At 68.1% G+C, this 24,734-nt stretch carries 20 protein-coding genes and 1 other RNA gene; 9 read left to right on the top strand and 12 right to left on the bottom strand.

Annotated features, from left to right (window positions below):
- Window positions 1–2 precede the first annotated feature (2 nt).
- From mraY to mraZ, 7 genes are read right to left on the bottom strand one after another with little or no spacing between them, the layout of a single operon-like run.
- Window positions 3–1,088, bottom strand: a complete 1,086-nt coding sequence (mraY, locus tag Q5Z10_RS03270; RefSeq protein ID WP_303637919.1) for a phospho-N-acetylmuramoyl-pentapeptide-transferase — start codon at window positions 1,086–1,088, stop codon at window positions 3–5.
- Entirely contained in the window at window positions 1,078–2,472 is a 1,395-nt protein-coding gene (locus Q5Z10_RS03265) for a UDP-N-acetylmuramoyl-tripeptide--D-alanyl-D-alanine ligase (RefSeq protein ID WP_303637918.1), read from the bottom strand. The genes mraY and Q5Z10_RS03265 overlap by 11 nt, the downstream gene beginning before the upstream one ends.
- Window positions 2,469–4,028, bottom strand: a complete 1,560-nt coding sequence (locus Q5Z10_RS03260) for a UDP-N-acetylmuramoyl-L-alanyl-D-glutamate--2,6-diaminopimelate ligase (RefSeq protein ID WP_303637917.1) — start codon at window positions 4,026–4,028, stop codon at window positions 2,469–2,471. The genes Q5Z10_RS03265 and Q5Z10_RS03260 overlap by 4 nt, the downstream gene beginning before the upstream one ends.
- Complete coding sequence (locus tag Q5Z10_RS03255) at window positions 4,025–5,872, bottom strand: peptidoglycan D,D-transpeptidase FtsI family protein (RefSeq protein ID WP_303637916.1); 1,848 nt, start codon at window positions 5,870–5,872, stop codon at window positions 4,025–4,027. The genes Q5Z10_RS03260 and Q5Z10_RS03255 overlap by 4 nt, the downstream gene beginning before the upstream one ends.
- Window positions 5,869–6,132, bottom strand: coding sequence for a cell division protein FtsL (gene ftsL / locus Q5Z10_RS03250; protein WP_303637915.1), 264 nt, complete (start codon window positions 6,130–6,132; stop codon window positions 5,869–5,871). Before ftsL ends, Q5Z10_RS03255 begins: the two co-directional genes overlap by 4 nt.
- Entirely contained in the window at window positions 6,129–7,097 is a 969-nt protein-coding gene (gene rsmH / locus Q5Z10_RS03245; protein WP_303637914.1) for a 16S rRNA (cytosine(1402)-N(4))-methyltransferase RsmH, read from the bottom strand. The genes ftsL and rsmH overlap by 4 nt, the downstream gene beginning before the upstream one ends.
- A 14-nt stretch (window positions 7,098–7,111) precedes the next feature.
- Entirely contained in the window at window positions 7,112–7,558 is a 447-nt protein-coding gene (gene mraZ / locus Q5Z10_RS03240) for a division/cell wall cluster transcriptional repressor MraZ (RefSeq protein ID WP_004143635.1), read from the bottom strand.
- Between the two features lie 324 nt (window positions 7,559–7,882).
- On the opposite strand from mraZ, the gene Q5Z10_RS03235 reads away from it, so the two are divergent.
- Window positions 7,883–8,635, top strand: coding sequence for an NRDE family protein (locus Q5Z10_RS03235; RefSeq protein ID WP_303637913.1), 753 nt, complete (start codon window positions 7,883–7,885; stop codon window positions 8,633–8,635).
- Between the two features lie 122 nt (window positions 8,636–8,757).
- Complete coding sequence (locus tag Q5Z10_RS03230; RefSeq protein ID WP_303637912.1) at window positions 8,758–9,237, top strand: DM13 domain-containing protein; 480 nt, start codon at window positions 8,758–8,760, stop codon at window positions 9,235–9,237.
- An 89-nt stretch (window positions 9,238–9,326) separates the two neighbouring features.
- Here Q5Z10_RS03230 and rnpB read toward each other — a convergent pair.
- Both rnpB and rsmI read right to left on the bottom strand, forming a co-directional pair.
- Window positions 9,327–9,678: RNase P RNA component class A (gene rnpB / locus Q5Z10_RS03225), an RNA gene on the bottom strand.
- Window positions 9,679–9,773: 95 nt separating this feature from the next.
- Window positions 9,774–10,592 (bottom strand): 16S rRNA (cytidine(1402)-2'-O)-methyltransferase, encoded by an 819-nt coding sequence (rsmI, locus tag Q5Z10_RS03220; protein ID WP_303637911.1) that lies wholly within the window; start codon window positions 10,590–10,592, stop codon window positions 9,774–9,776.
- Window positions 10,593–10,673: 81 nt separating this feature from the next.
- Here rsmI and Q5Z10_RS03215 point away from each other — a divergent pair, with 81 nt between their 5' ends.
- Genes Q5Z10_RS03215 through Q5Z10_RS03200 form a run of 4 tightly spaced genes read left to right on the top strand, consistent with a single transcriptional unit; the run spans window position 10,674 to window position 14,716 of the window.
- Window positions 10,674–12,395, top strand: a complete 1,722-nt coding sequence (locus Q5Z10_RS03215; protein WP_303637910.1) for a penicillin-binding protein activator — start codon at window positions 10,674–10,676, stop codon at window positions 12,393–12,395.
- Window positions 12,385–12,753, top strand: coding sequence for a YraN family protein (locus Q5Z10_RS03210; protein ID WP_442758936.1), 369 nt, complete (start codon window positions 12,385–12,387; stop codon window positions 12,751–12,753). The genes Q5Z10_RS03215 and Q5Z10_RS03210 overlap by 11 nt, the downstream gene beginning before the upstream one ends.
- Window positions 12,753–13,334, top strand: coding sequence for a metal-dependent hydrolase (locus Q5Z10_RS03205; RefSeq protein ID WP_303637908.1), 582 nt, complete (start codon window positions 12,753–12,755; stop codon window positions 13,332–13,334). The genes Q5Z10_RS03210 and Q5Z10_RS03205 overlap by 1 nt, the downstream gene beginning before the upstream one ends.
- Complete coding sequence (locus Q5Z10_RS03200; protein ID WP_303637907.1) at window positions 13,331–14,716, top strand: FAD-binding oxidoreductase; 1,386 nt, start codon at window positions 13,331–13,333, stop codon at window positions 14,714–14,716. The genes Q5Z10_RS03205 and Q5Z10_RS03200 overlap by 4 nt, the downstream gene beginning before the upstream one ends.
- Window positions 14,717–14,802: 86 nt before the next feature.
- Here the strand turns inward: Q5Z10_RS03200 and Q5Z10_RS03195 are convergent, their stop codons facing one another.
- Complete coding sequence (locus Q5Z10_RS03195; protein WP_303639130.1) at window positions 14,803–17,163, bottom strand: autotransporter family protein; 2,361 nt, start codon at window positions 17,161–17,163, stop codon at window positions 14,803–14,805.
- Here Q5Z10_RS03195 and Q5Z10_RS03190 point away from each other — a divergent pair.
- The 3 genes from Q5Z10_RS03190 to Q5Z10_RS03180 all read left to right on the top strand — a co-directional run bounded on the left by Q5Z10_RS03190 (window position 17,137) and on the right by Q5Z10_RS03180 (window position 21,598).
- Window positions 17,137–18,342 (top strand): hypothetical protein, encoded by a 1,206-nt coding sequence (locus tag Q5Z10_RS03190; RefSeq protein ID WP_303637906.1) that lies wholly within the window; start codon window positions 17,137–17,139, stop codon window positions 18,340–18,342. The genes Q5Z10_RS03195 and Q5Z10_RS03190 overlap by 27 nt on opposite strands.
- A gap of 35 nt (window positions 18,343–18,377) precedes the next feature.
- On the top strand, window positions 18,378–20,741 hold the full coding sequence (locus Q5Z10_RS03185) for an autotransporter family protein (RefSeq protein ID WP_303637905.1): 2,364 nt from the start codon (window positions 18,378–18,380) through the stop codon (window positions 20,739–20,741).
- A gap of 455 nt (window positions 20,742–21,196) precedes the next feature.
- Window positions 21,197–21,598 (top strand): hypothetical protein, encoded by a 402-nt coding sequence (locus Q5Z10_RS03180; protein ID WP_303637904.1) that lies wholly within the window; start codon window positions 21,197–21,199, stop codon window positions 21,596–21,598.
- Window positions 21,599–21,658: 60 nt separating this feature from the next.
- Here Q5Z10_RS03180 and Q5Z10_RS03175 read toward each other — a convergent pair whose 3' ends face one another.
- Together Q5Z10_RS03175 and Q5Z10_RS03170 are read right to left on the bottom strand one after the other, a co-directional pair.
- Window positions 21,659–22,171, bottom strand: a complete 513-nt coding sequence (locus Q5Z10_RS03175) for a fimbrial protein (RefSeq protein WP_303637903.1) — start codon at window positions 22,169–22,171, stop codon at window positions 21,659–21,661.
- Window positions 22,172–22,201: 30 nt separating this feature from the next.
- Window positions 22,202–24,727: a fimbria/pilus outer membrane usher protein gene (locus tag Q5Z10_RS03170; protein ID WP_303637902.1), complete on the bottom strand. Its 2,526-nt coding sequence runs from the start codon at window positions 24,725–24,727 to the stop codon at window positions 22,202–22,204.
- Window positions 24,728–24,734: the final 7 nt, after the last annotated feature.

Here is a 24,734-nt window from a genome sequence, read left to right as displayed (position 1 = left end):
GCTCAGCGCACCTTCAACGTGGCCAGGCCGATCAGCACCAGCACCACCGAGATGATCCAGAAGCGCACGATCACCCGCGGCTCGGGCCAGCCCTTCAGTTCGAAGTGGTGGTGGATCGGCGCCATGCGGAACACGCGCTTGCCGGTCAGCTTGAACGAGGCGACCTGGATCATCACCGACAGGGTCTCGATGACGAACACGCCGCCCATGATCACCAGCACCAGTTCCTGGCGGGTGATCACTGCGATGGTGCCCAGCACCGCGCCCAGCGACAGCGCACCGATATCGCCCATGAACACCATGGCCGGATAGGTGTTGAACCACAGGAAGCCGAGGCCGGCGCCGGCAATGGCCGCGCAGATGATGACCAGCTCACCGGCCCCCGGAATCTGCGGGATCTGCAGATAGTTGGCGAACACCACGTTGCCGGAGGCATAGGCGAACACCCCCAGCGCGCAGGCGACCAGCACGGTCGGCATGATCGCCAGGCCATCCAGGCCATCGGTCAGGTTGACCGCGTTGGAGAAGCCGACGATCCAGAAGTAGGCGATGGCCACGAAGCCGATGCCGGCCAGCGGCAGGGCCACCGACTTGAACATCGGGATGTAGAAGGTCAGCGCCGCCGGTACGTCGGCGGTCTGGAACAGGAAGATGCCCGCGGCCAGGCCGAAGATCGACTGCAGCAGGTACTTCCAGCGCGACTTCAGACCGTTCGGGTCGCGACGGACGATCTTGATCCAGTCGTCGTACCAGCCGATGGCACCGAAGCACAGCATCACCGCCAGCACCAGCCACACGTAGCGGTTGCGCAGGTCGGCCCACATCAGCACCGACAGGGTGACGGTGAGCAGGATCAGCGAGCCGCCCATGGTCGGCGTGCCGGCCTTGGAGAAATGGGTCTGCGGACCATCGGTCCGGATCGGCTGGCCACCCTTGAACTGGGCAAGCTTGCGGATCATCGCCGGGCCGAGCCAGAGCGACAGGAACAGGGCCGTCAACGCGGCAAGGATGGCGCGGAACGTCTGGTAGTTGAACAGCCCGAACAGGCTCTCCAACTGCTGCAACCATCGAGCCAGTTCATACAACATGCGGGGATTCCTCTCCTTGCGCCAGCAGCGCTTTGACAATCGTGTCCATGGCGCTGCCACGGGAACCCTTGACCAGGCAGCGCACGCCGGCGTGCAGCTCGTCCTTCAGCGCCTGCGACAGCGCGTCATGGGTGGCGAAATGGCGGCCGCCTTCGCCGAAGGCGGCAGCGGCGGCAGCACTGAGCGGGCCCAGCGCATACAGGCGCTTGAGGCCGGCGGCGCGGGCGCGCAGCCCGGCCTGCGCGTGCAGCGCCTGTGCATCCGGGCCAAGCTCGCGCATGTCACCGAGCACCAGCCAGCCCTCTTCGGGAGCGGCCGCCAGTGCATCGATGGCGGCAGCCAGCGAACCGGGGTTGGCGTTGTAGCTGTCATCCACCAGCACCGCACCGTTGTGCAGCAGATGGGCGATCTGGCGGCCCGGCACCGGCTGGGCTTCGGCCAGCCCGCTCGCAACCAGCGGCAGTTCGATGCCCGCGGCCAGCGCCAGGCTGGCCGCCGCCAGGGCATTGCTGATGTTGTGGCGACCGGGCAGGCCCAGTGCCACGCGTGCTTCGCCCGTCGCAGTGACCAGGGTGAACTGGCTGCCCTGGGCGCCGGCACGGATATCACGCGCGGTGACCTCGGCACTGTGGTCCAGGCCATAGCGCAGCACCCTGCAACGCGCCGGGGTGCCGATGAAATGCTGTTCGAACCAGCGCCCGTAGGCATCATCGACATTGATGACGGCCACGCCATCGGCCGGCAGTGCGGCATAGATCGCGCCCTTGGTCACCGCCACGCCGAGCAGGCTGCCCATCCGTTCCAGGTGGGCCGGTGCGATGTTGTTGACCAGCGCATAGCGCGGGCGCGCGATGTCGGTCAGGTAGGCGATGTCACCCGGCTTGCCGGCACCCATCTCGTAGACGGCGTAGTCGGCATCTTCGGGCGCGTCGATCACCGCCAGCGGCAGGCCGATTTCATTGTTGCGGTTGCCCGGGTTGGCATAGACCACCTTGTGCGCATGCCGGGCCACCTGCTGCAGGATCGCCAGCAGCAGGCTTTTCACGCTGGTCTTGCCGTTGCTGCCGGTGATCGCGAACACCTCGGTGCCGCGGTCGCGCTGCATGCCGGCGGCGATCTTCGCCAGGGCCCGTTCGCTGTCGGCCACCAGCACCTGCGGCACGTCCAGCGGCAGCAGGCGCTCGACCAGCAGCGCGCTGGCGCCACGGGCCTGCGCATCGGCGGCGAAGTCATGGCCGTCGAAGCGTTCGCCACGCAGGGCCACGTACAGGCTGCCCGCGCCCAGGCTGCGGGTGTCATTGCTGACCGCATCGATGGCCACGTCGTCGCCGTGGATCTCGCCACCGGCCCAGTGCGCGATCAGCGAAAGCAGGGTGCGCTTCATGCGGCGCCCTCCCCGGCCTGTGCTGGGCCCTCTTCCGCGTCCTGCGGCCGGGCCACCAGCGCATCCGTGCGCGTCGCGATCACACCGGCCTTGGCAGCCAGCGCGGCAGCCGACACTTCGGTGTCGTCGAAGTCGTGGCGCACGCCGTTGACCTCCTGGTAGGGCTCGTGGCCCTTGCCGGCGATCAGGATGATGTCGCCCGCACCGGCGCGCTTCACCGCCAGGCCGATCGCACGCGCGCGGCTGCGCTGCACGGTCACGGCGGCCGGATGGGCGAAGCCGGCCAGAATGTCGGCGACGATCACGTCGCCGTCTTCGCCGCGCGGGTTGTCGTCGGTGACGATGACCTGGTTGGCCAGGCGCTCGGCGATGGCGGCCATCTGCGGACGCTTGCCGGTATCGCGCTCGCCACCGCAGCCGAACACGCAGTACAGCGTCCCCTGCAGGTGGCCATGCAGGCTGTCCAGCGCCTGTTCCAGCGCATCGGGGGTGTGGGCGTAGTCGACCACCACGGTAGGCAGGCCGTCTTCGCCCCCCAGGCGGTTCATGCGGCCGCGGATCGGCTGCAGTGCCGACAGCACCGCGGCAATGCGCTCGGCCGGCTCGCCCAGCGCGTGCAGGCTGCCGGCCACGGCCAGCAGGTTGTCCACGTTGAAGCGGCCCAGCAGCGGCGACTGCACCGCAGCGCGCGCGCCGTCGATGACCAGTTCGAAGCCGATGCCACGACCATCCAGCTGCAGGTTCTCGGCGTGCACGCTGGCATCGGCCGCACCGCGCGAGCTCAGCCCGATGGCCTGCACGCTGGCCGGCAGGCCGGCGAACAGCTGGCGGCCGAACGCATCATCCAGGTTCACCACCGCCGCCTTCAGGCCCGGGCGATGGAACAGGCGCGCCTTGGCCGCGCCGTAGCTGGCCATGTCGCCGTGGTAATCCAGATGGTCGCGGGTGAGGTTGGTGAACACCGCCACGTCGTAGTGCACCGCATCGACGCGGCCCTGGTCCAGCGCGTGCGAACTGACTTCCATCGCTACGGCCTGCGCGCCGTCGGTGCGCAGCTGCGCCAGCAGCGCATGCATCTGCAGCACCAGCGGGGTGGTGAAGCCGGTCGGCTGCACCGCGCCATAAAGACCGGCGCCCAGCGTGCCGATACTTCCACTGGGCGTGCCGAGCAGGTGCCAGGCCTGCGCCAGCAGCTGCACGGTGGAGGTTTTGCCGTTGGTGCCGGTCACGCCCACCATCGTCATCGCCCGCGACGGCGCGCCATGGAACTGGTCGGCCATCGCGCCCAGGCGCGCACGCAGCCCCGGCACGGCGATCGCATCGGTCGGCGCCGGCAGCTCGGCCGGCGCCGGCGGCTCGAACAGGATGGCGCTGGCACCGGCCGCGCGCGCCTGCTCGACAAAGCCCAGGCCATGCGCGCCGAAACCGGCGATGGCGACGAAAGCGTTGCCGGGGCGCACGGCACGGCTGTCCAGCACCAGGCCGGTCAGAACGGGATCGTTGCCCGCCAGGGCAACGTCGGGAAGCAACTGCGAAAGCAACATCGAAGGGCTCATTGCGTGCCTCCCGCGGGCGGGGCCGGCACATGGGTCTGCGCGCTGGGCAGCGCGGCATCGAATTCAGCGGCGGCATCCACCGGCAGCGCGGCTTCCACCGGCGGCGCCGGCAGGATCGAGGCCGAATGCCCCATCTTTCCGGACTGCTGTGCGGCCAGCCACGACTGCAGGTCATCCAGCGGCACGTCCATCAGCCGCAGGGTGCCTTCCATCACGTTGTGATAGACCGGCGCCGAGACCAGGCCACCGTAGAACTTGCCGGCCTGCGGGTCGTTGATGACGATGACGGTGGCAAAGCGCGGGTTGGTGGCCGGCACCACGCCAGCGAACAGCGCGTTGTAATGGCCACGCTCGTAGCCGCCGGGCCCGGCCTTGCGCGCGGTACCGGTCTTGCCGGCCACGTGGTAGCCCAGCACGGCGGCCTGCTTGGCGCCGCCCTGGGTGACCACCGTTTCCATCATCGCCACGACCTGCTTGGCCACGCTCTCGTCGATGATCTGCTGGCCTTCGTTGCGCTGGCCCTTGACGAAGGTCGGGGCGATCAGCTTGCCGCCGTTGGCCAGCGCCGAATAGGCGGTGGCGATCTGCAGCGGCGTCACCGACAGGCCGTAGCCGTAGGACATGGTGGTCTTGGAGGTGCCCGACCAGCGCGCCGGGCGCAGCACCACGCCGCCGGATTCGCCGGGGAAGCCGCTGTGCGGCGGCGAGCCGTAGCCGAAACGGCGCACACCGTCGTAGAAGGTCTGGTCGGGCATCTTCGCCGCAACCTTGGCTGCACCCACGTTCGAGCTGCGGGTGATCACGCCGGTGACATTCAGCACGCCGTTGTTGCGCGGCACGTCGCGGATGGTGAAGCGGCCCAGGGTCATGTACCCCGGGTTGGTGTCGATGATGGTGTCCTTGGTCACCGCCCCGGCCTGCAGCGCGGTGGCGATGGTCAGCGGCTTCATCGTCGAACCCGGCTCGACCAGGTCGGTCACCGCGCGGTTGCGGCGCGTGTCCGGCTGCGCGCCGGTGAGCGAATTGGGGTTGTAGGTCGGCAGGTTGACCATGGCCAGGATCTCGCCGGTGGCCACGTCCATGATCACCATCGAACCACCAGCTGCCTTGTTGGCCACCAGCGCGTTGCGCAGTTCCTTGAAAGCCAGGTACTGGATGCGGCGGTCGATGCTCAGGGTCAGGTCCTTGCCCGGCTCAGCGGCACGCAGCAGATCGCTCTCGACGGTCTCGCCCTTGCGGTTGCGGATCACCCGCTTGGCGCCGGCCTTGCCGCGCAGCCATTCGTCGAAGGCCAGTTCCAGCCCTTCCTGGCCGCGGTCGTCGATGTTGGTGAAGCCCAGCACGTGCGCCATCGCCTCACCCTGCGGGTAGAAGCGGCGGAACTCGCGCTGCGCGGCCACGCCCGGAATCTTCAGCGCGACCACCCGCTCTGCTTCGTCCGGATTGATCCGGCGGCGCAGGTACATGAATTCCTTGTCCGACTTCTGCGACAGGCGGCTGCTCAGTTCGTCCACCGACATGCCGACCGCCTGGGCCAGCTCGGGGATGCGCTCGGGCGAGCGCAGCAGGTCCTGCGGGTTCACCCAGATCGAGGCGACCGGGGTGGACACCGCCAGCGGCTCGCCGTTGCGGTCGGTGATCATGCCGCGCGAGGTCTTGATCGGCAGCTCGCGCAGATAGCGCGCTTCGCCCTGGCGCTGGTAGAAATCGCTGTTGATGATCTGCACGTAGGCGGCGCGGCCGACCAGCGATACCGAGCACAGGCCGAGCGCCAGCGCGACCCAGCGCAGGCGCTGGCGCAGGCTGAAGGCGTTGCGGGGGCGGTTGCGGCCGGTCTTGCTCATGGGCGCACCACCACGACGTCGGCGGCTTCGGGGAACTTCATGCCGAGCTTCTCGCGGGCGATGCGATCGACCCGGTTGGCTTCGGCCAGGGTCGCCTGCTCCAGCTGCAGGCGGCCGAATTCGATGTTCAGGTCATCGCGCGCACGCTCGGCGCGCGACAGTTCAATGAACGTCTGCCGATGACGGTGACGCACGAACACGACGCCGATCGCCGAGGCCACGGTGCAGGCCAACAGGATGATCAGCAGCAGCCGGCTCATGCATCGGCCTCCCGCTTCTGGGCCACGCGCAGCACCGCGCTGCGGGCGCGCGGGTTGGCAGCCAGCTCGTCGTCGGTGGCCTTGATGGCGCCACCGATCAGGTCCAGGGTCGGCACGAACACCGTCGCCTCGGGCAGGCGGCGGTTGGCCGGCGGTGCCTTGGCCAGGCGGTTCATGTACTGCTTGACGATGCGGTCTTCCAGCGAATGGAAGCTGATCACCGCCAGCCGGCCGCCGGGCTTGAGCCGCTGCACAGCCGCGTCGAGGCCGGCTTCCAGATCGGCCAGCTCACGGTTGATGTGGATGCGGATGGCCTGGAAGCTGCGCGTGGCCGGGTGGATCTTGTCTTTCCCACGCGGCATCACCGAGGCGATCAGTTCGGCCAGCTCGGCGGTGCGGGTGAACGGCTGCCGGTCGCGGCGGGCCACGATGGCCTTGGCGATGCGGCGCCCTTGGCGCTCTTCGCCATAGGTCCACAGCACGTCCATCAGCTCGCGCTCTTCCACGCGGTTGATCCACTGCGCGGCGCTCTCGCCGCTGTCCGGGTCCATGCGCATGTCCAGCGGGCCGTCCTTGCCGAAGCTGAAACCACGCTCGGCCACGTCCAGCTGCGGCGACGACACGCCGAGATCGAACAGCACGCCGTCCAGGCCTTCGGCCGTCGCGTCCCACTGCAGCAGCTGGGCGAAGCTGCCGCGGAAGATCGACACGCGCGGGTCCGGCGCGAAGTCGCGCTCGGCAACGGCAATGGCTTCCGGATCCTTGTCCATGACCAGCAGGCGCCCCTCGGGACCCAACTGGGTGAGCACGCCACGTGCATGACCGCCACGACCGAACGTGCCATCCAGGTAACGTCCATTTTCGATCACCCTCAGGCCTTCCAGGACCTGGGTGTACAGGACCGGCAGATGCACCGCCGGCGACTGCGACACCGGAAGGTGACCGGTCTGCGCTTCTGGGCGCATCCGGGCACCCCGGCTCACAACTTCAGGTCGAGCAACCCATCACCCAGATCCTCGTCAGACAACGTCTGCTGGATCAGGGCCCGATGCGCCTGCTCGCTCCACAATTCGAATTTGTCGCCCATACCGAGCAGTACCGCCTTCTTCTCAATGCCCACCGCACCGCGGTGGCTGGCGGGAATGCTGATGCGACCGTTGCCGTCCAGCTCCAGATGGGCGGCGGAACCGACCAGCTTCTGCTGCAACAGGCGGACGACGCGCTGTGTGTTGGGCTTGGACATGACGTCGTCACGGACCCGCTCCCATTCCGACTCGGCGTACAGCCACAGGCAGCCGGCTTCGAACGGGTTGTAGGTCAACACGAGACGGTTGTTGCTGGCGCGCGCGACGAGGTCGCGGTAAGCGGTGGGAACCGCCATGCGCCCTTTGTCGTCAACTGTGATGGCCGTCTCGCCCTGGAACACGACGCCTGCACCTTATCCTTCGCCCGGTGAAACATTGAACCACGAAAACCCACAAAACACCCGGTTTTCCCTCTGATGCCCACCTTAGCAGCGGCCGAAGGGTTGTCAACAACTTTTCAAGGGGGAAATCGCCAGCCGCATCAATGGCTTGCAACGATGTTTAGAGAATTGTTCAAGGCTTATCCACAAGTTGCTGATCCGTCTCATTTTTTGAGATTGAACGGAAGTTCAGGGCTGTGGAGATCGCGTGAAACATCGCCTGCGCATTCATCCGGAACGAGCTGCAAGCGACCTGGAACTGCGCAAACGCGGCACAATGCGTCCATGTGCCTGCTTGCTCTTGGCTGGATGCACCACCCGCGCTGGCGGCTGGTGATGACCGGCAACCGTGATGAGTTCCACGCCCGCCCGACTGCGGCCCTGGCGCCCTGGCAGGATGAGACGTCCGTCATCGGCGGCCGCGACCTGCGCTCCGGTGGCGGCTGGGCCGGGGTCGGCGCCGGTGGGCGGATGGCGGTGGTCACCAACGTGCGCGATCCGCTGGCCGCGCAGGCCGGGCCATCGCGGGGCGCACTGGTGGCCGACTTCCTGCGCGGACGCGACCCTGCCGCCGTGCATATCGACCGGTTGGCGGCAGTGGCCGGCGCCTATGCGCCGTTCAACCTGCTTTTGGCCGATCACGACAGCGTGGAGTACCTGGGCAACCACCCCGCCGAGCGCCAGCGCCTGGGCCCCGGGGTGCATGGCATGTCCAACGGCGCCCTGGACGCCCCCTGGCCGAAGACGCGGCGGCTGATGGCCGCCCTTTCCGCATGGCTGCAGGCCGGCGATGACGACCTGGTCCCGCTCTGGGCCGCCTTGGCCGATGAACACCGCCCCGCCGACAGCGACCTGCCCGACACCGGCATCGGCCTGGAGCGCGAGCGCTGGCTGAGCCCGGCCTTCATCCGCGGCGACGACTACGGTACCCGCGCCAGCACCGTGCTGCTGATCGACGCCGACGGCCATGGGCAGATCCATGAGCGCCGCTTCGGTCCGCAGGGTGTCGCAATCGGCCAGAGTCGCGTCGACTTCTGACCGGGCCCGGGACGCACGCAGGCCTGTACCTGTTTTCTGTGTCTATAAATGCCTGCCTGCACGCCACACGATGACCGGGCGCGGCCTTGCCGTGCGCCCCACCGATCTACCGGGAGTCATCGATGCGCCGTGTTCTCGTACTTGTCGCCACCCACCTGCTCACGCTCGGCCTCGGCTTCGGCCTGGGCGTGTACCTGCTGCCGATCCTGATCGCCCCGGATGATCCGCCGGTCGCGCAGGTGCAGGCCGCCATGAAAGACGCCACCTACCGCACCACCTTCCGCCGCGACCTCAAGGGCAGCGACGCCGTGCACTGGGCCGAAGGCAAGGTCAGCGTCAGCCCGCGCCAGGTCGCGTTCGACGGCAGGATGGGACCAGGACCGGACTACAAGGTCTACCTGGTGCGCGACTTCGTCGACAACAAGGCCGATTTCCTGAAGATCAAGGCGCAGGCACAACGCATCGGCGAGGTGAAGACCTTCAACCGGTTCCTGGTGGACGTGCCTGAAAGCGTCAACGTGGACGACTACACCACCGTAGTGGTGTGGTGCGAGCGCTTCTCGCAGTTCATTTCCGCCGGGCAGTACCGTACGCCGGGCTGAACAACATCCCGGGCATCTGAACGGAGAGCAGCCGAGCATGGCCCGGCTCTACTGTAGAGCCAAGCCATGCCCGGCTTACCGTAAGAAGGAGGCGGAGCCGGCCGATAAGCCGGGTTCTGTCGTGGACAGTCATTCCTCTAGGCGTTACGTCACCGCAACGCTCAAGCAACCTACCCGGATCCAACGCGGGCCGCGCCAAAGGATCCCTATTTGGTCTTGCTCCAGGTGGGGTTTGCCGTGCCGGTCTGTTGCCAGACTCGCGGTGCGCTCTTACCGCACCATTTCACCCTTACCGGCCTTCCGAAGAAGACGTAGGCGGTATCTTTCTGTTGCACTTTCCGTCGGCTTGCGCCGCCCAGGCGTTACCTGGCACCTTGCCCTATGGAGCCCGGACTTTCCTCGGCACCCCCGAAGGGATGACGCGACTGTCTGGCCGGCTCCGCCAGCGTGCATTCTACACGGGTAGCGCAGCGGGATGCCCGGCGAGGGTTCGATGCCGCGCTGCGCGCTCGCCGGGCATGGCTCGGCGCTACCGGTCAGGACCCGTACAGCGCCTTGCGCGGGGCGCCGGTCAGCTCGGCCGCCAGCTTGGCTGCGGTCGATGGCGGCAGGTGCTCGCTGAGCTTGGCGTAGACCTGGCGGCCATGGGCCAGCTGCGCCTCGGCATCATCGCCGGCGCCCTGCACCATCACCACGAATTCGCCCTTGCGCTGGTTTTCATCCGCTTCCACCTGGGCCAGCAGGCCCGCCAGATCGCCATCAAGCACGGTCTCGAACAGCTTGGTCAGTTCACGCGCCAGCACCGCCGGGCGCGTGCCGCCGAAGATCGCGGCCATGTCGGCCAGCGATTCGGCGATGCGGTGCGAGGATTCGTAGAACACCATCGTGCGCACCTCGCCGGCCAGCGCCTGCAGGCGGTCGCGGCGGCCGCTGGCCTTGGCCGGCAGGAAGCCCTCGAAACTGAAACGATCGCTGGGCAGCCCGGCCACGCTCAACGCGGCGATGGCCGCGCAGGCGCCGGGAATCGGGCTGACCTTGATGCCGGCTGCACGCGCGGCGCGCACCAGGCGGAAGCCGGGGTCGCTGACCAGCGGGGTGCCGGCATCGCTCACCAGCGCCAGCGACTCGCCCGCCTGCAGCCGCGACACCAGCCGCTGCGACAGCGCCTCCTCGTTGTGCTCGTGCAGGGCCACCAACGGCTGCTGGATGCCGAAATGGGACAGCAGCTGGCCGCTGCGGCGGGTGTCCTCGGCACAGATGGCCGCCACCGAGCGCAGCACCTCCTGCGCGCGCGGACTCAGATCGGCCAGGTTGCCGATCGGCGTGGCGACGACATACAGGGTGGGAACACTCATTTCAGCGGTACTCACGGGGCAAGGGTAGAATCCTAGCGTGTACCTGGCCAAGGCCGCTGCCCTCATCGCATGGACCCGATCATGAACAAGCCCGCCGCACGCATCTCTGCCCTGTCGTTGTCGCTGATGCTGTTGGCCGGTTGTGCCACCACCAGTCTCACCAGCGCCCCTGAATCGCCGGCCCAGAGCCAGGCGCTGGCGCTGATCGACCAGGGCAAGCCGCGCGACGCCGCACTGCAACTGGAAGCGCTGGCCGCCACCCTGCGCGGCAACGCCCGCAGTACCGCCCTGGCCGATGCGGCCTGGGCCTGGCACCTGGCCGGTGACGGCGCGCGCGCGCGCAGCCTGCTCGGCCAGCTCACCGCGCGCCAGCTGTCCGGCGCCAGCCTGCAGCGCTTCCAGCTGACCAGTGCCGAGCTGGCACTGGCCGACAAGCAGCCGGCACAGGCCCTGGCCCTGCTGAAGGACCATGGCGACAGCGTGCACCCCAGCCTGCGCACGCGCTGGCTGCTGGCCCGCGGCCAGGCCCTGCAGGCCAGCGGCGATGCCTTCGGCGCCGCCACCGAACGTGCCCGCGCGCACGCCGCACTGAGTGGCGCCGCCCGCACCGAGAACCAGGCCGCGATCGCCGGGCTGCTGGGCACCCTGGACGATGCCACCCTGCGCAGCCGCGCGGCGGCGCTGCCGGCCAACGACCCGCTGTACAACTTCGCCGGCCGCGCGCTGATTGCCCGTGGCCTGCCGCTGCCGCGTCCCTTCGATCGCGAGGGTGCCGCCCAGTTCGATACCAGCAAGCGCCCGCCGGCAATGAGCGACGGTTACCGCCCACCGGCGAAGATGGCGGTGCTGCTGCCGCTCAGTGGCCGCCTGGCCACCGCCGCGCAACCGGTGCGCGATGGCCTGCTCAGCGCCTACTACGGCGAAACCCGCCGTCGCCCGGAGATCAACTTCTTCGATACCGCCGGCACCCCGGCCGGCGCATTGGCGGCCTACGACAAGGCGGTGGCCTCCGGTGCGGACTTCGTGGTCGGCCCGCTCGGCCGCGATGAAGTGGACGCCGTGTACGGTCGCCAGCAGCTGCCGGTGCCGGTGCTGGGCCTGAACCGCGGCAAGGATGCGCCGCCGGCCGGCAGCGCCGGCTTCTCGCTGGCCCCGGAAGACGACGGCATCGTCGCCGCCGAATACATGCGCGGCCGCGAGCGCAGCAAAGCGCTGGTGATCAACAGCGCCGACGACACCGGGCGCCGTGCCGCTGCGGCCTTTGCCCAGCGTTTCGCACAGCGCGGTGGCACCGTCGCCGCCACGGTGGCGGTCAGCGAAGCCGTGGGCGATGTCAGCGCACAGGTGCGCAACGCCGGCCAGATCGACGCGGTGTTCCTGGCCGTGCGCGCGCCGCAGGCCCGTCTGCTGGCCCCGCAGCTGGCGCTGGCCGGTGCCGGCGGCGCCACCCGTGTCGGCACCTCGCAGCTGACCACCGGCAGTGGCAAGGTGGAGGAAGACGTGGCGCTGGACGGCATCATCTACCCGAACGAAGCCTGGAACGTGCGCAGCGTGTCCGGCGTGCCCTCGGCCAGCCAGGTCGCACAGACCCTGCCCAGCGCGCGCGGTGCGGCCAGCCGCCTGTTCGCCTTCGGCGCCGATGCCTGGAAGATCAGCGCCTACCTGGACAAGCTGTCCAACGAGGGCGGCCTGGACGGCGCCACCGGCACGCTGTACCTGGACAGCAACGGCAACATCCTGCGCCAGCCGGCATGGTCCACCTTCAGTGGTGGCCGGCCGATGCCGATCGCCGGTGGTCGCTGAGCACCTGCTACGGGGCTCGGCGGTGGAAGCCGCCGCCGAGCAGCACCTTCAGCAGGCCGGGCTGCAACCGCGCGCGCGCAACGTGCGCTACCGCGGCGGCGAACTGGACCTGGTGATGGACGACGCCGGAACCGTGGTGTTCGTGGAAGTGCGTTACCGCGCGCGCCCGGACTTCGGGGGTGGCGCCGCGTCGGTGGATGCACGCAAATGCCGGCGCCTGGCCCATGCCGCGCAGCTGTACCTGCAGGACAATCCTGTGCTCGCCAATGCGCCCTGCCGATTCGATGTAGTCGAGGCCAGTGGTGATCCGCCGCAGCTGCGCTGGCTGCGGGATGCGTTCCGGCTGGACGATTGCTGATGCCTTCCATCATCACCCATGCCGCGGTGCCGCTGGCGCTGTGGTGCGCTGCCGATCGCGGCCGCATTCCGCCGCGCCTGCTGGCCGCCGGCGTGATCGCAGCGATGCTGCCCGATGCCGACGTGCTGGCCTTCGCCCTGCACATTCCCTATGCCGATGCGTTCGGGCATCGCGGGGCCAGTCATTCGTTGCTGTTTGCCTGCGTGTTGGCGGCGCTGGCGGCGGTGTTGGCGTTCTTTGGTAGCGGCCGACCTCGGTCGGCGGGTCTGTGCCAACCACGGTTGGCATCTACCGTGCAAGCCGCAGTGTTCGTCTTCATCTGTGCAGCCAGCCACCCCCTGCTCGACGCCATGACCTCCGGCGGCCTCGGCGTTGCGCTGGCCTGGCCATGGAGCGAGCAGCGCTTCTTCGCGCCGTGGCGGCCGATCCGCGTTTCGCCGTTCGCCCCGCAGTTCTTCAGCGCACGCGGTATCGCCACGCTGCTGTCGGAACTTCGCTGGGTGTGGCTGCCATTGGCGGGCGCCGTCGTCGCCTGGAAACTCATTCAACCCGCTCCTGCTGCCCCACGAGACCCATCATGAGTACCGCACTGCCCCCTGCACTGGTTGCCGAACTGTCCGCCCTGCTGGGCGCGGAGGGCTGGCGCATGGATGACAGCGCGCTGGAAGCGAACGCGCAGGACAACTCGTGGCGCCACCAGCGACCGGCGGCGGTTGCCCTGCCGGCCGATGTGGATCAGGTGCAGGCGCTGGTGCGTGCCTGCCGCGCGCATGGCATCGCGTTGGTAGCACGCGGCGCCGGTACCGGCACCACCGGCGCTGCGGTGCCACTGCCGGGCAGCATCGTGCTGTCGTTTACCCGCATGGACCGCATTGTCGAGATCCGCGCCGGCGACCGCTGCGCCGTGGTGCAGCCGGGCGTGTTGAACGGCACCCTGCAGCAGGCGCTGGCACCGCACGGCCTGTTCTGGGCGCCGGACCCGTCCAGTGCGGCGATCTGCAGCATCGGCGGCAACCTGGCCTGCAATGCCGGCGGACCGCGCGCGGTGAAGTACGGCACCAGCCGCGACAACGTGCTGGGCCTGGTCGCGGTGACCGGCGCGGGCGAGGTGATCCGCTGCGGCGGCGCCTACACCAAGGATGCCACCGGCTACGACCTCACCCATCTGCTGGTGGGCAGCGAAGGCACCCTGGCGTTGATCGTGGAAGCCACCTTGAAGCTGACCCCGCTGCCGGTCAGCCAGGCGGGCCTGCGCGTGCTGTACCGCGATGCCGATGCAGCGGCCGCCGCAGTGTCGCGGCTGATGTCGCAACCGGTGGTGCCCACCCGCCTGGAATTCATGGACGCCCGCAGCCTGGAACTGCTGCGACTCAATGGTGCCGACGTGCCCGAAGCCGGCGCAATGCTGCTGGTCGAGGCCGATGGTGACCACGACACCCTGCCTTACCTGCTGCAGGCACTGGCCAGCGCCGCCGAAGGTGACGGCATGATTGAACTGGACGTGGCGATGGAAGGCCGCGCGCGCGACCAGCTGTGGGCCGCACGCAAGGCGCTGTCACCCGCGCTGCGCAGCGTTGCGCCGGGCAAGATCAACGAAGACGTGGTGGTGCCGGTGTCGCGTATTCCGGATCTGGTGGCCGGTGTGCAGGCGCTTGCACGCGACTACACGTTGACCATTGTTACCTTCGGCCATGCCGGCAACGGCAACCTGCACGTCAACATCCTCTATCACCCGGAGGATGCCGACGAGAACGCACGCGCGCATGCCGCGCTGCCGAAGATCTTCGAACTGACCCTGGCGCTTGGCGGCACGCTGTCGGGCGAACACGGAATTGGATTGGCCAAGCGCGATTTCATGGCCAAGGCGTTCACTGCGGAAACGCTGGCGGCGATGCGCGCGATCAAGGCCGCGCTGGACCCGGATGGCATCCTCAACCCGGGCAAGGTGCTGCCGCCGGCGTAAGCTTTCGCCGGGCATGGCCCGGCGCTACCGACCCCAGCAAAGGAAGCGCCGGGTCATGCCCGGCGCTGCGACATCTCCATCGCTTGCTACCAGGCCATGCGCAGGCCCAGCTGGGCACCCACATTGCGGTAACCGTAATCACCGCGCTGCGCGCTCACGCCGCCCCACGCCCCCCAGCGCTGGCCCAGCTTCAACTCGGCACCGGCCTGCACTTCATAGCGGTTGCGCGGCAGGTCCGCACCCAGCGTGTCATCGTTGAACTGCAGGGTGCTGGTGCCGCTGCCACGCAGCCAGTTCACGCCCAGGTACGGCTGCACGGTGTTGCCGGATGCAGTGCCATGACCGAACACACGCACGCCCAGGCGCCCGCTCAGGCCACCGGCATCGGCGTGGTCGATGACCGTGCCATTGCTCTCCACATGGCGATCGGCGCGGAAATCGACATGGCTCAGCTGCAGCTGCGGCTGCACATACAGCGCGCGGGCGGCGCCCTGCCACACATTGAAGGTGTAGCCGGTCTCCAGCGATGCACTGGCCATGCGCGAATCGTAGCGCTCCGGCGCCAGGCCGATCCCCTGCACCCGGTTGTCGAAACGGCCGTATTGCAGGGTTGCATCGATGTATGCACCCTGCGTGCCGTCAGCCCCCTGCAGCCACGTGCCATAGATACCCACGGCATTACCGCGCACGCGCCCCTTGGCGCTGTAGCCGGTCAGGTCGGATAGTGCGTTGCTATCAGCACGCCCCGTACCCAACATCACACCGAATGCTGCATTGCCACGGCGCAGCAGGTCGCTGCCGATCTGCAGCACCGAGGTGGTCCCATCGATCGACAGCTGACCACCCACCGCGCTGAAGTCCGCCTGCTGCCGGCCCACGCGTGCCCATGCCGCACGGCCCTCATCCAGCGAGACGGCGCCGATGCGGTCGTTCAGACGATGGGAAAACATGTTGATGGCGGCCGACTGGTTGGCCAGGTAGGCACCGGCCTCCGGGCGCAGCACCGGTGGCGGGATGACCGGGTCACCGCCGCCACCCTCACCTTCTTCGCCGCCCTCACCCGGGTCAGGCCCCGGACCCGGATCGACCACACAGCCCGGCGCGTTCGGATCATCCGCGCATGCATCGAACCACTGCGAACGCAGGTACCAGTTGCCATCGGAAGGATCGGCAAGACCGCCCTGGAACAGGAAGTACTCATGGGAACCGGCCACCGCGCGGCCGGTCAGGGTGTAGTTCGCCAGCGATGCGCCATCCACCTCGATCAGCTGGATGCCGTCGGTCGTCTGCGCGCCGGCACCCCCGATGTTCCTCACCGCAATACTGGCATCACCCGAGGTATCGCCACGCACATGCAGGCGATCAAAGGCGCTGTCGTCACCGCCCAACGCGCCCTGGAACAGGAACGTCGCGCCCTCGCTGTGCAGATCGCCGTCCACGGTGAGCGTGTTGAAGCGGCCGCTGCCATCGGACAAGGCCACGCCACTGTCAAGCACCTGCAGTTCACCCACCGTAGCGTCGCCGGTCAGCGTCCACTGGCTGCCGCGCTCGATCGCCATCGTCTGCACCAGGTCGGAAGACCCCTGCCACAGCGAGCCGTCCGCCAGGCGCACATGCACATCGGACTGCGGCACCAGACCGGCGTCCTCGTCCTCGGGCGTGATGACGATGTCGCCGACCATCTGCGAGCCACCCTGGAGCACCACGTCGAAGCGCCCTGCTACCGCCGCATCCAGCGCAAGGCCGATGCCGTTGCCGCCCGATACCAGCGCACCGTTGGACAAGGTCAGTCCAGGGTCGCGGCTGCTGCGCAGCCACACACCGCCGTGCCGTGCGCTGACCAGCGAGCCGCCGTCGATACCCAGGCTGCCGTTGTCATTGATCACCGCTGCCCATGCACCTTCACCTTCGGTGCGCACGTGGGTGTTGACCAGCGTCATTTCACCAACCCCACCAGAGAGCACACCATAGGCGCCATCGCCGGTGGTCAGCACGGCGCTGTCCGCCAGATGGATGCTGCCGCCCTTGCGTGCCACAGCCCCTATGGCGCTGTCGCCGGTGGTACTGAGCAACGTGCCGCTGGCATCGATTCGGGGGCGTACCGAGCCATTGGATTCGGCGTAGAGCGCATGGCCGGACGCACCCGTTGTGTGGAACTCCACGTCTTCCAGCGTCACAAAGCCGCCGCGATTGTCGATGCCAACGCGATTGTCACCTTGGTTGCGGACCACACTACGCAGAAGCGTCAACGTTGCCGAGTCATACACTGCAATCGTGGCGGCTCCGCCCTCGCCCAGCAGTTCCGATCCCTGGACATGCGCAGCAGTCCCCAGTCCCGAAACCCGCAGCGCGTCCTTTGCCGCACGCACACGAATGCCGGCCAGCTCCAGCTGCGCACCGACGCTGGCGAAGATGCCGTAATGACCGCGAACGTCCACCGACTCCATCCGCATGCTCCCACCATGCATATCCACGGCAGTGGCCTGCGTTCCATCTGCAACAACGGAACCTCCCAGCATCACGATATCGCCACCACCTGCCAGGCCGGTTGCCGCTTGCTGCGTCGTCATGATGTGCACATTGCGCAGATCGCCAGTACTGCCGGCCTGGATGACGACTCCCATTCCCCCAACACCTTCATGAACAACCGCTGTGTCCTGCAGGTACAGGGCCGCGCCCGAACTGGCGAGGGCGACGTAGGTACTCGCGCCACGGCTGACCAGTGTGCTGTCTGCGATCCGTACCGTGCTGCCCGCACCACTGGCCTGTACCGCATTGGCATTGCTTCCTTCCGTGGTAACCGCACCGCCGCTCAATTCCACAGTGCCACCGCCACTGACACTTACACCGTGCGCACCGCTGCCGCGGGTGAGAACGTCCGCATGGCCAATGCTGGCAACAGAACCTGCAACGCTCACGCCATGACTGGCGGAACCATGCGTTTCGATGCTTACCCTGTCGATCTGGTTCGTACCGTCGGTGCCGGAGAGGGAAACACCTGCTGCATTGTCGCCGCGGGTGGTGATGGCAGCATCGGCCACGTGCAGGCTGCTGCCGGCGCCTTCCACCCGGATGCCGGCGGCGCCGTTGCCTTCGGTAGCCAACACCACCGGGTCATCGGCGGTGATGCGACCACCATTGAGAACGTGGAAGGCATGCTCGTCGAGACCGGTGGTGGAGTAGCTGCCGCCGGCAGGGGTTTCACTGGTCCCATCGGCCACCACCTGCTGGGCCCTGGCCCCCGGCGAAAGAATCAAGATGCCAGCGAGTGCAATCGTGAGCGGATGCCGATGAGGGGAAGCAATGCGCATGCGTGGTCTCCAGAAAGTGGACGACATGCTCACCGCACCGCCGACGCTCCACTATCGAATCCATTGCAATCACGCCTGCGTCAGGATGACGCAGGCGGCAGCGCCCCGCATTGGCGCCTTAATGGCATCCCTACGGAAAGCGCCCGTCAAGCGCGCTTTGCAACTAATTGCATGGGAGCAGCGCTGCGGCGGGCCGACACTGATGCCGTTCAGGACACGCGCAGTCGCAGACAGCACCCGTCCTCACATTTTCTACACAAACTGCAGGCCTATACCTCAGCGCTGCGGCCGAGGGGGGCTGCGGTTTTCATGTAGTGCCCCGCCTTTCTCTCTCTGCAAAGGACAAGACCATGAACCTTCATTCCACCCGCCCCCTGTTGCTCCGGCCGTTGGCCCGCGGCCTGCTGCTGGCTCTTTCCTCGCTGTCGGCAGGTGCCGCATTGGCGGGCGATCTGGACGCAGGGGATCCGGTGGAGACCTGGAGGTTGAAGAATGGCTCCACGTTGATCGGTCGCGAGGCGGCCATGAACGAGATCTCCGCCGAGGATACGTCGGCCATCACACTGCAGGGCGGCACCGTGACGTCGGTGAGCACATCTGGCGCGGTGACGCTGGCAGGCAACGCCACGTTGACAGCGGTCGGCACTCATTTTCGCGGTGGTGCCATTGGACTGAATGGTGCCGACACCGTGGCTCGCCTGACGGGCGGTTCCATCATCGTGGCCGCTGCCGATCTGAAGCCCCAGAGCCTGGCAGCTGGTGTCGACCTCCGCAGCTCGCCCTTCGGCTCAGGGAGCCGCAACCCCCTTGCCGTGCTTGATGCCATGCAGATCCGCGTAGAGGACAATCCTGGCACGCCTGCCCCGTACAACAGTGGCCTGGGTGTTCGCCTGCAGTTCGGCACGATGGACATCCTCAACGGCTCCCATGTGACCGGTGCCAACGTGGGCGCGATGCTGTGGGGCGAGCTCAACCCGGCTGGCGCGGTGACGCTCAATGTTGATGGTTCCACACTGGTGTCCCAGCGCAGCGGCGCCATCCAGGTCATGCCGCTGGAAGACAACGACTACAACATCACGATCCGCAACGACGCAAAGCTCTTGGGAGCCGATGGCAACCTGCTGTTGGTCAGGAGTGAGTTCGGCCCTTCCGCCGGGCGCACCGACGTCAATCTCACCGTCGACGACTCGCGCCTGGCAGGCAACGTGACCTTCGACCCCACCACCGTTACCAACGGCACGCTGGATGTCATCCTGCGCAACAAGGCGCAGATCGACGGCCGCTTCATCAACGTCACCAGCGCCGACATCGGCAGCGACAGCACCTGGCTGCTGACCGGCGACAGCAACGTCGGCGCGCTCACCCTGGGCGCCACCGGCACCATCGGCCTGGGCGACGGCAGCAGCTTCAACACCCTCACTGTGGATGAGTTCACCGGCAACGGCGGCACGCTGCTGTTCAATACCGTGCTGGGCGATGACACCTCGCTGACCGACACGCTGGTGATCGCCGGCGATGCCAATGGCCAGGCCAACGTGCGCGTGCTCAATGCCGGCGGCGCCGGTGCCAAGACCGATCGCGGCATCGAGCTGATCGATATCGGCGGCGCGTCCAATGCGCAGTTCGATCTGGTCGGCCGTGCCGTGGGTGGCCAATACGAGTATTTCCTGGTGAAGGATGCCAACGGCAACTGGTACCTGCGCTCGCAGACCGGGGCTGGCCCCGACCCGTGCGTCGTGGATCCGAGCCTGCCGGAATGCGAGCCGATCGACCCGGTCGATCCGGTTGAACCCCCGCCGCCGGTGCTGCGCCCGGAGGCCGGCGCCTACCTGGCCAACCAGTTCGCACTGGACCAGATGCTGCGCCATACCTGGCGTGACCGCCAAGGTGGCGCCGCAGCGGCGGACGGCATTCGCGGCTGGGCGCGCGTGGATGCCAACCAGAGCAGGCTGGGTGCGGTGGATGACCAGCTCGACCTGCGCGTGGACCGCTCGCGCCTGCAGTTGGGCGCGGACGTAGGTGTCTTCGATGACGGCCGTGGCCGCGTCGGCGTGATGGGTACGCTGGCGCAATCCAGTGCGACGTCGCGTTCGCAGCTGACCGGCTACAGCGCGCGCGGCAAGGTGGAAGGTGGCGCGCTGGGCGTGTACGGCAACTGGGCCAACGAGGCCATGTACGTGGATGCCAGCGTGCAGCGCGGCCAGTTCCGCAACCGCGTGCAGGGCGAAGGCCTGGCCGAGGAACGCTACGACTCGGACATCTGGCAGTCGTCGCTGGAAGCCGGCTACCGTTTCGGCCTGGGCAGCGTCGGCAACACCGCGCTGAGCCTGCAGCCGGAACTGCAGCTGGTCTACACCGATGCCAGCACCGACCGCCATGAAGAAGCCAATGGCACTATCGTGCGCAGCCTGGGCGACAGTGGTCTGTCGGGCCGCATGGGCCTGCGCCTGCAGGGCGAGAACCGCTCGCCCAGCGGCGCCTCGGTCAGCCCGTATGTGGTGGCCAACTGGTACCGCGATGGCGCCAGCAACGGCATGGCCTTTGATGATGAAGCGTTGAAGGCCAGCGTGCCGCGCAACCGCTATGAACTGAATGCCGGTGCGCGCGTGGACTTCCGTTCCGGGCTGAGTGCCTGGGGTGGTCTGGGCGTGATGCGCGGCGACCATGGCTACCGCGAAGCCACGGCGAACCTGAGCGTTGCGTATAAGTGGTGAGGTAGAGGAAAGCGCGGCGCCGGAGTGATCCGGCGCCGTTTCCGTCTGCGTGTCCGCCGGGCATGGCCCGGCGCTACCGATGGAATGTCGTGAATGGCACGTGCGGCCCGACTGCCCAACGCGTGCAATAGGTTTCCGGTTTTTTCGAGATTTGAAACCTTTCTGATTGGCAGCAAGGGGATGAGCGGCGAATCATGTGGCGCCACCGACAACGGGTGGCACGGGCTTGCAATCCCGTGGGTTGGTTTGTTGTTTACGCTTGTCTGCCGGCGTCGCTCATTACTTGTTGGGTGGCGCCGGCAGGCAATCCGTCCGTGCCTCTTTGGCGGGCGGTGCGTGGGGGCCTTGCGCCCGCCGGCAAATCAACACCAACCCCCGGTATTGCAACCACGCACCGCCTGCCACCCCCGCCGTAAAGCGGGGTGGCGCCTTCGCCGCATGCATAGGACGCCGCCATGACCCGTTCCCGCTATCCGTTCCTGTTCGCCACCCTGGGCGAGGCTGCCAACCAGCTGCCCGATGCGATCGCCGAGCCACTGGAAACCACGCTTGCCGCCAGCCACGGCGACACTGGCATCACCTTGTTGAGCTGCCTGCAGCGTATCCGCAACAGCGAGGGCGCCGATGGCCAGCCGCTGCAGCGCACCGGGCGCACGCCGGGGCAATGCGTGGCGTTGTCGCGCCTGCATCGCGCCAACGCCGGGCTGGGTTTCCTGCTGCAACTGCTGCACGCGACCGAGCGCGTGCGCGTGGATGGCGACATCGACCAGCATGTCGGGGATGACGCGCGTGAGGGCCTGTTGCTGGCGTGCCGGGGGCTCTCTGAGTACGTCGATACGCAGGTGGACGCGGCCTGATCCGCCGGTGTTGATGGTCGCCGGGCAGGGCCCGGCGCTACCGGGGTGCGCGGCGCACGCTCACTGATAGTCCGCCGTGACCACGATTTCGGTGGACACCTCGCCCGCCACCCGCGCCTGGCCCACCGGCGCGTAGTACGCCGCGCGCAGGTCGTAGCGTGCGCTCGCGCCGGTCACCGGCACCTCGATGCCGGTGTCGCCGTCCTTCAGGTAGGTGTTGCCGGTGGTGCCGGCCAGCAGGGCGATCGACACGCCGCTGGCCGGATCGCTGGCGGCGGTGTTCTTCCAGCGCTCGGCATCACCGTCGGCGGCGGTGCCGGCAAACGACAGCACCGCCTTGCTGACGCCCACGCAGCCACTGAATTCCAGCGCGCCGGCCTTGATGGCGCTGTCCGCGCCGGGCGTGAGGTCACTGGCCTTTACCGGATCCAGCGCGATGGGGGCGGCCGAGAGCGTGCAGGTGCCGGGCAGCACACGGCCGCTGATGGTCAGCGTGGCGGTATCGGCAAAGGCGAGCGGCGCAAGCGCAGCCAGTGCAGTGAAGGCAACGGTGCGTAAGGCAAGGCGTTTCATCGGGCATCTCCTGTAGCAGGCAGTGATGGATCAGGGGGTGGCCGCAGCGGCGGCCTGCAGGCCACGCACGGGGGCCGCCAAGGGCATGCACAGCGCCTGGCTCCACGACAGGCCATAGCCATCGGGTGCGTCGGGCATGCGGTATTCCAGGCGGCAGCGCCGTGCGCCGTCGGGATCGACGATCAACGCGCCGGCATCGTGCGCGCCGCGCAGTGCGATCACGCCGCCCTGCCCGACCGCACCCAGCGGCCGCCCGTCCTCGCCTTCCACACGCGCGGCGAACGCCAGCGGTTGACCCAGCGCATCGGTGGCCTCAATGAACAGCGTGCGCTCGCGGCGCACTTCGAACGGCACGCGCACGATGCCGCCGGCAGTGGGCGCGACGCGCTGCGAGGTCTGCAGCAGTTCCACCTCCAGCGGCAACCCGGAAGGATCGAGATCGATGCGGTTCCAACGGTAAGGGCTGACATGCGGCAGCAGTGCATAGCCATTGCGCCCCACCCGGATGTCGGTGCCGTTGCCCACGCGTGCGCCCTGCGCACCCGGTGCCTGCACCAGCACGAAGCCCTCGCCCAGCGGCTGCCCGAAGTTGAGGCCGCCGCCATGCAGCACCACGCTGCCCGATGCGCCCGCGCTGACGCTGCGCCGGCCGCTGCTGCGGCTGGCACCGATGTTGGCATTGAGGTGGCTGCCCTGGTAACCGACGTAAGCGCTGTGGGCGCCGCCGCCCTGGCTGGCCTCACTGGCCGACAGGCTGTAGTTGACGGTGCGGGCCTCGCCCAGCGTTCTGTTCAGGCCCAGCTGTCCCTGCTGGCCGGTACCGGCGTGGCTGAGCTGGCTGCTCAGGCGCGGCGCGTTGGCACTGCGCCCCAGCGGCACGCTGAGGGTGAAGCTGTAGCGGGTGTCCTGGCGGTCATTGCCAAGCCGGTAGCGCAGCGCCGAAATGCCGTAGTTCACGCGCCCGGCAACGCTCTGGAAGCCCAGCTGGAAATCGTTGCGGCGGCGTGCACTGTCCCAGTAGCTGACATGGCCGCCACTGAGGTACAGCGTGCTGCGCGCGCCCACGCGCTGGGACAGGTTGAGCTGGTAGCGCTGCCGCGTGCGGCTGCTGTAGCCCCAGTCGTCCTGCTGCGCGCGCGCGGCATCGCCCAGGCTCAGGTAGCCACGGGTGCTGTAGCGGTAGGCGGCCAGGCCGAAGTTGGTGCCGGTGCGCGCCACGTAGCGCTGGTAGTTGAGCCGGTAGCTGTTGCCGGCCACCTGCCGGCCATCCTGCAGGCGTGCGCGCGAATGGGTGACATCGGCACCGAAGGCACCGACCGGCGTGTTGACCGCGGCACCGGCCAGCGCGGCGCCGTAGCCCTGGCCAATCTGCGCGCCACCGAGCAGGGTCAGATGGTTGCTGAGGCCGTGCGCATAGGTGCCTTCGGCGAAACGCAGCGCGCGCAGCCGGCCCTGCCCATCGCGCAGCTCACCGGCGGTGGCGGAGAAGCGCGAGGCGCCGGCACGCAGTGCCTGCGGCACGGCGGAAAAGTTGACGGTGAAGCGCTGCTCGCGCCCATCGGCCTCGGTGACCGTGACCTCCAGGTCGCCACCGAAGTTGGTCGGGTACAGGTCTTCGATGGAGAACGGACCCGGTGCCACGGTGACTTCATGGATGACGTTGCCGTTCTGGCGGATGCGCACCACCGCGTTGCCCTCGGCAATGCCCTGCACCACCGGCGCGTAGCCGCGCAGTGAATCGGGCAGCATGCGCTCATCGCTGGCCACGCGCGCGCCGGTGAAGGCCACGCTCTCGAACAGCTCGCCGCCGGTGTTGCCCTGGCCGATCCACAGCTGGCTGTTCCAGGCGGGAATGTCGCGCTGCAGATGGCTGCTGATGACCTGGTACTGGCGCCCCTGCGGGCCATCACTGAACGACGCGCGGTGGCGCAGCCGCCAGGGCCCGAGGTTGAGGCCGGTGTTCAGGCCCAGGTAGCTGTTGGCACGGCCCTCGCTGCGGTAATGGTTGGCGCTGTAATCGATGAAGGCGGCGCTGATGCCATCATCGCGCTCGGCCACCGGTACGTAACCCCGCGTCGCATGTGCCTGCGCGGCCTGCGGAATGCCGACATGCAGCTGCAGGGTGCTGCTGTCGAAGCGCACCGTGGCGCCGTCGATGTGGCCGGGCAGGTCCAGGCAGTCGTGCGCGGTGGCCAGCAGCGCATCGTGCAGCGCGGGCTTCAGCGACAACGCCGGCAACAGGCTGGCCGGCACGCAGGCCACCGCACCGTGCTGGCCGTCGACGGCCTGGAACAGCACATCGCGGGCGCCGTCGAACGTGCCGTTGATGTGGACGTCGACGCCATGCACGCCCGGTGCCACCGGATTGCCGTGCGCATAGCGCGCCAGATCGATGGCGTGGCCGCCGATCAGGAAGCCATCGCTGAATTCCAGCGGTTCATCGGCGCGCGCATCGGCCTGCGCCGACGCCTGGCCAGGCAGGGACAGTGCAATGGCCAGCGACAGGAGGTGCCATCGTGTGCCGCACTGCAGGGTGTTGTAGAGAAGCGGCGTCATCGCGTCG

Origin of the sequence: Stenotrophomonas sp. 704A1 (assembly GCF_030549525.1) — a bacterium.
GTDB lineage: Bacteria > Pseudomonadota > Gammaproteobacteria > Xanthomonadales > Xanthomonadaceae > Stenotrophomonas > Stenotrophomonas tuberculopleuritidis.
This window is presented reverse-complemented; position numbering and strand designations above follow the sequence as displayed.

What these genes read in the sequence shown, in the direction of transcription:
- Q5Z10_RS03260 (WP_303637917.1), bottom strand. Translation starts at nt 4,028, where the DNA reads ATGAGCCCTTCGATGTTGCTTTCGCAGTTGCTTCCCGACGTTGCCCTG.
- rsmH (WP_303637914.1), bottom strand. Translation starts at nt 7,097, where the DNA reads ATGCGCCCAGAAGCGCAGACCGGTCACCTTCCGGTGTCGCAGTCGCCG.
- Q5Z10_RS03205 (WP_303637908.1), top strand. Translation starts at nt 12,753, where the DNA reads ATGCCTTCCATCATCACCCATGCCGCGGTGCCGCTGGCGCTGTGGTGC.
- mraY (WP_303637919.1), bottom strand. Translation starts at nt 1,088, where the DNA reads ATGTTGTATGAACTGGCTCGATGGTTGCAGCAGTTGGAGAGCCTGTTC.
- Q5Z10_RS03195 (WP_303639130.1), bottom strand. Translation starts at nt 17,163, where the DNA reads ATGGAGTCGGTGGACGTTCGCGGTCATTACGGCATCTTCGCCAGCGTC.
- Q5Z10_RS03265 (WP_303637918.1), bottom strand. Translation starts at nt 2,472, where the DNA reads ATGAAGCGCACCCTGCTTTCGCTGATCGCGCACTGGGCCGGTGGCGAG.
- Q5Z10_RS03175 (WP_303637903.1), bottom strand. Translation starts at nt 22,171, where the DNA reads ATGAAACGCCTTGCCTTACGCACCGTTGCCTTCACTGCACTGGCTGCG.
- ftsL (WP_303637915.1), bottom strand. Translation starts at nt 6,132, where the DNA reads ATGAGCCGGCTGCTGCTGATCATCCTGTTGGCCTGCACCGTGGCCTCG.
- Q5Z10_RS03255 (WP_303637916.1), bottom strand. Translation starts at nt 5,872, where the DNA reads ATGAGCAAGACCGGCCGCAACCGCCCCCGCAACGCCTTCAGCCTGCGC.
- Q5Z10_RS03200 (WP_303637907.1), top strand. Translation starts at nt 13,331, where the DNA reads ATGAGTACCGCACTGCCCCCTGCACTGGTTGCCGAACTGTCCGCCCTG.
- Q5Z10_RS03180 (WP_303637904.1), top strand. Translation starts at nt 21,197, where the DNA reads ATGACCCGTTCCCGCTATCCGTTCCTGTTCGCCACCCTGGGCGAGGCT.
- Q5Z10_RS03230 (WP_303637912.1), top strand. Translation starts at nt 8,758, where the DNA reads ATGCGCCGTGTTCTCGTACTTGTCGCCACCCACCTGCTCACGCTCGGC.
- Q5Z10_RS03190 (WP_303637906.1), top strand. Translation starts at nt 17,137, where the DNA reads ATGACCGCGAACGTCCACCGACTCCATCCGCATGCTCCCACCATGCAT.
- Q5Z10_RS03185 (WP_303637905.1), top strand. Translation starts at nt 18,378, where the DNA reads ATGAACCTTCATTCCACCCGCCCCCTGTTGCTCCGGCCGTTGGCCCGC.
- Q5Z10_RS03215 (WP_303637910.1), top strand. Translation starts at nt 10,674, where the DNA reads ATGAACAAGCCCGCCGCACGCATCTCTGCCCTGTCGTTGTCGCTGATG.
- Q5Z10_RS03170 (WP_303637902.1), bottom strand. Translation starts at nt 24,727, where the DNA reads ATGACGCCGCTTCTCTACAACACCCTGCAGTGCGGCACACGATGGCAC.
- rsmI (WP_303637911.1), bottom strand. Translation starts at nt 10,592, where the DNA reads ATGAGTGTTCCCACCCTGTATGTCGTCGCCACGCCGATCGGCAACCTG.
- Q5Z10_RS03235 (WP_303637913.1), top strand. Translation starts at nt 7,883, where the DNA reads ATGTGCCTGCTTGCTCTTGGCTGGATGCACCACCCGCGCTGGCGGCTG.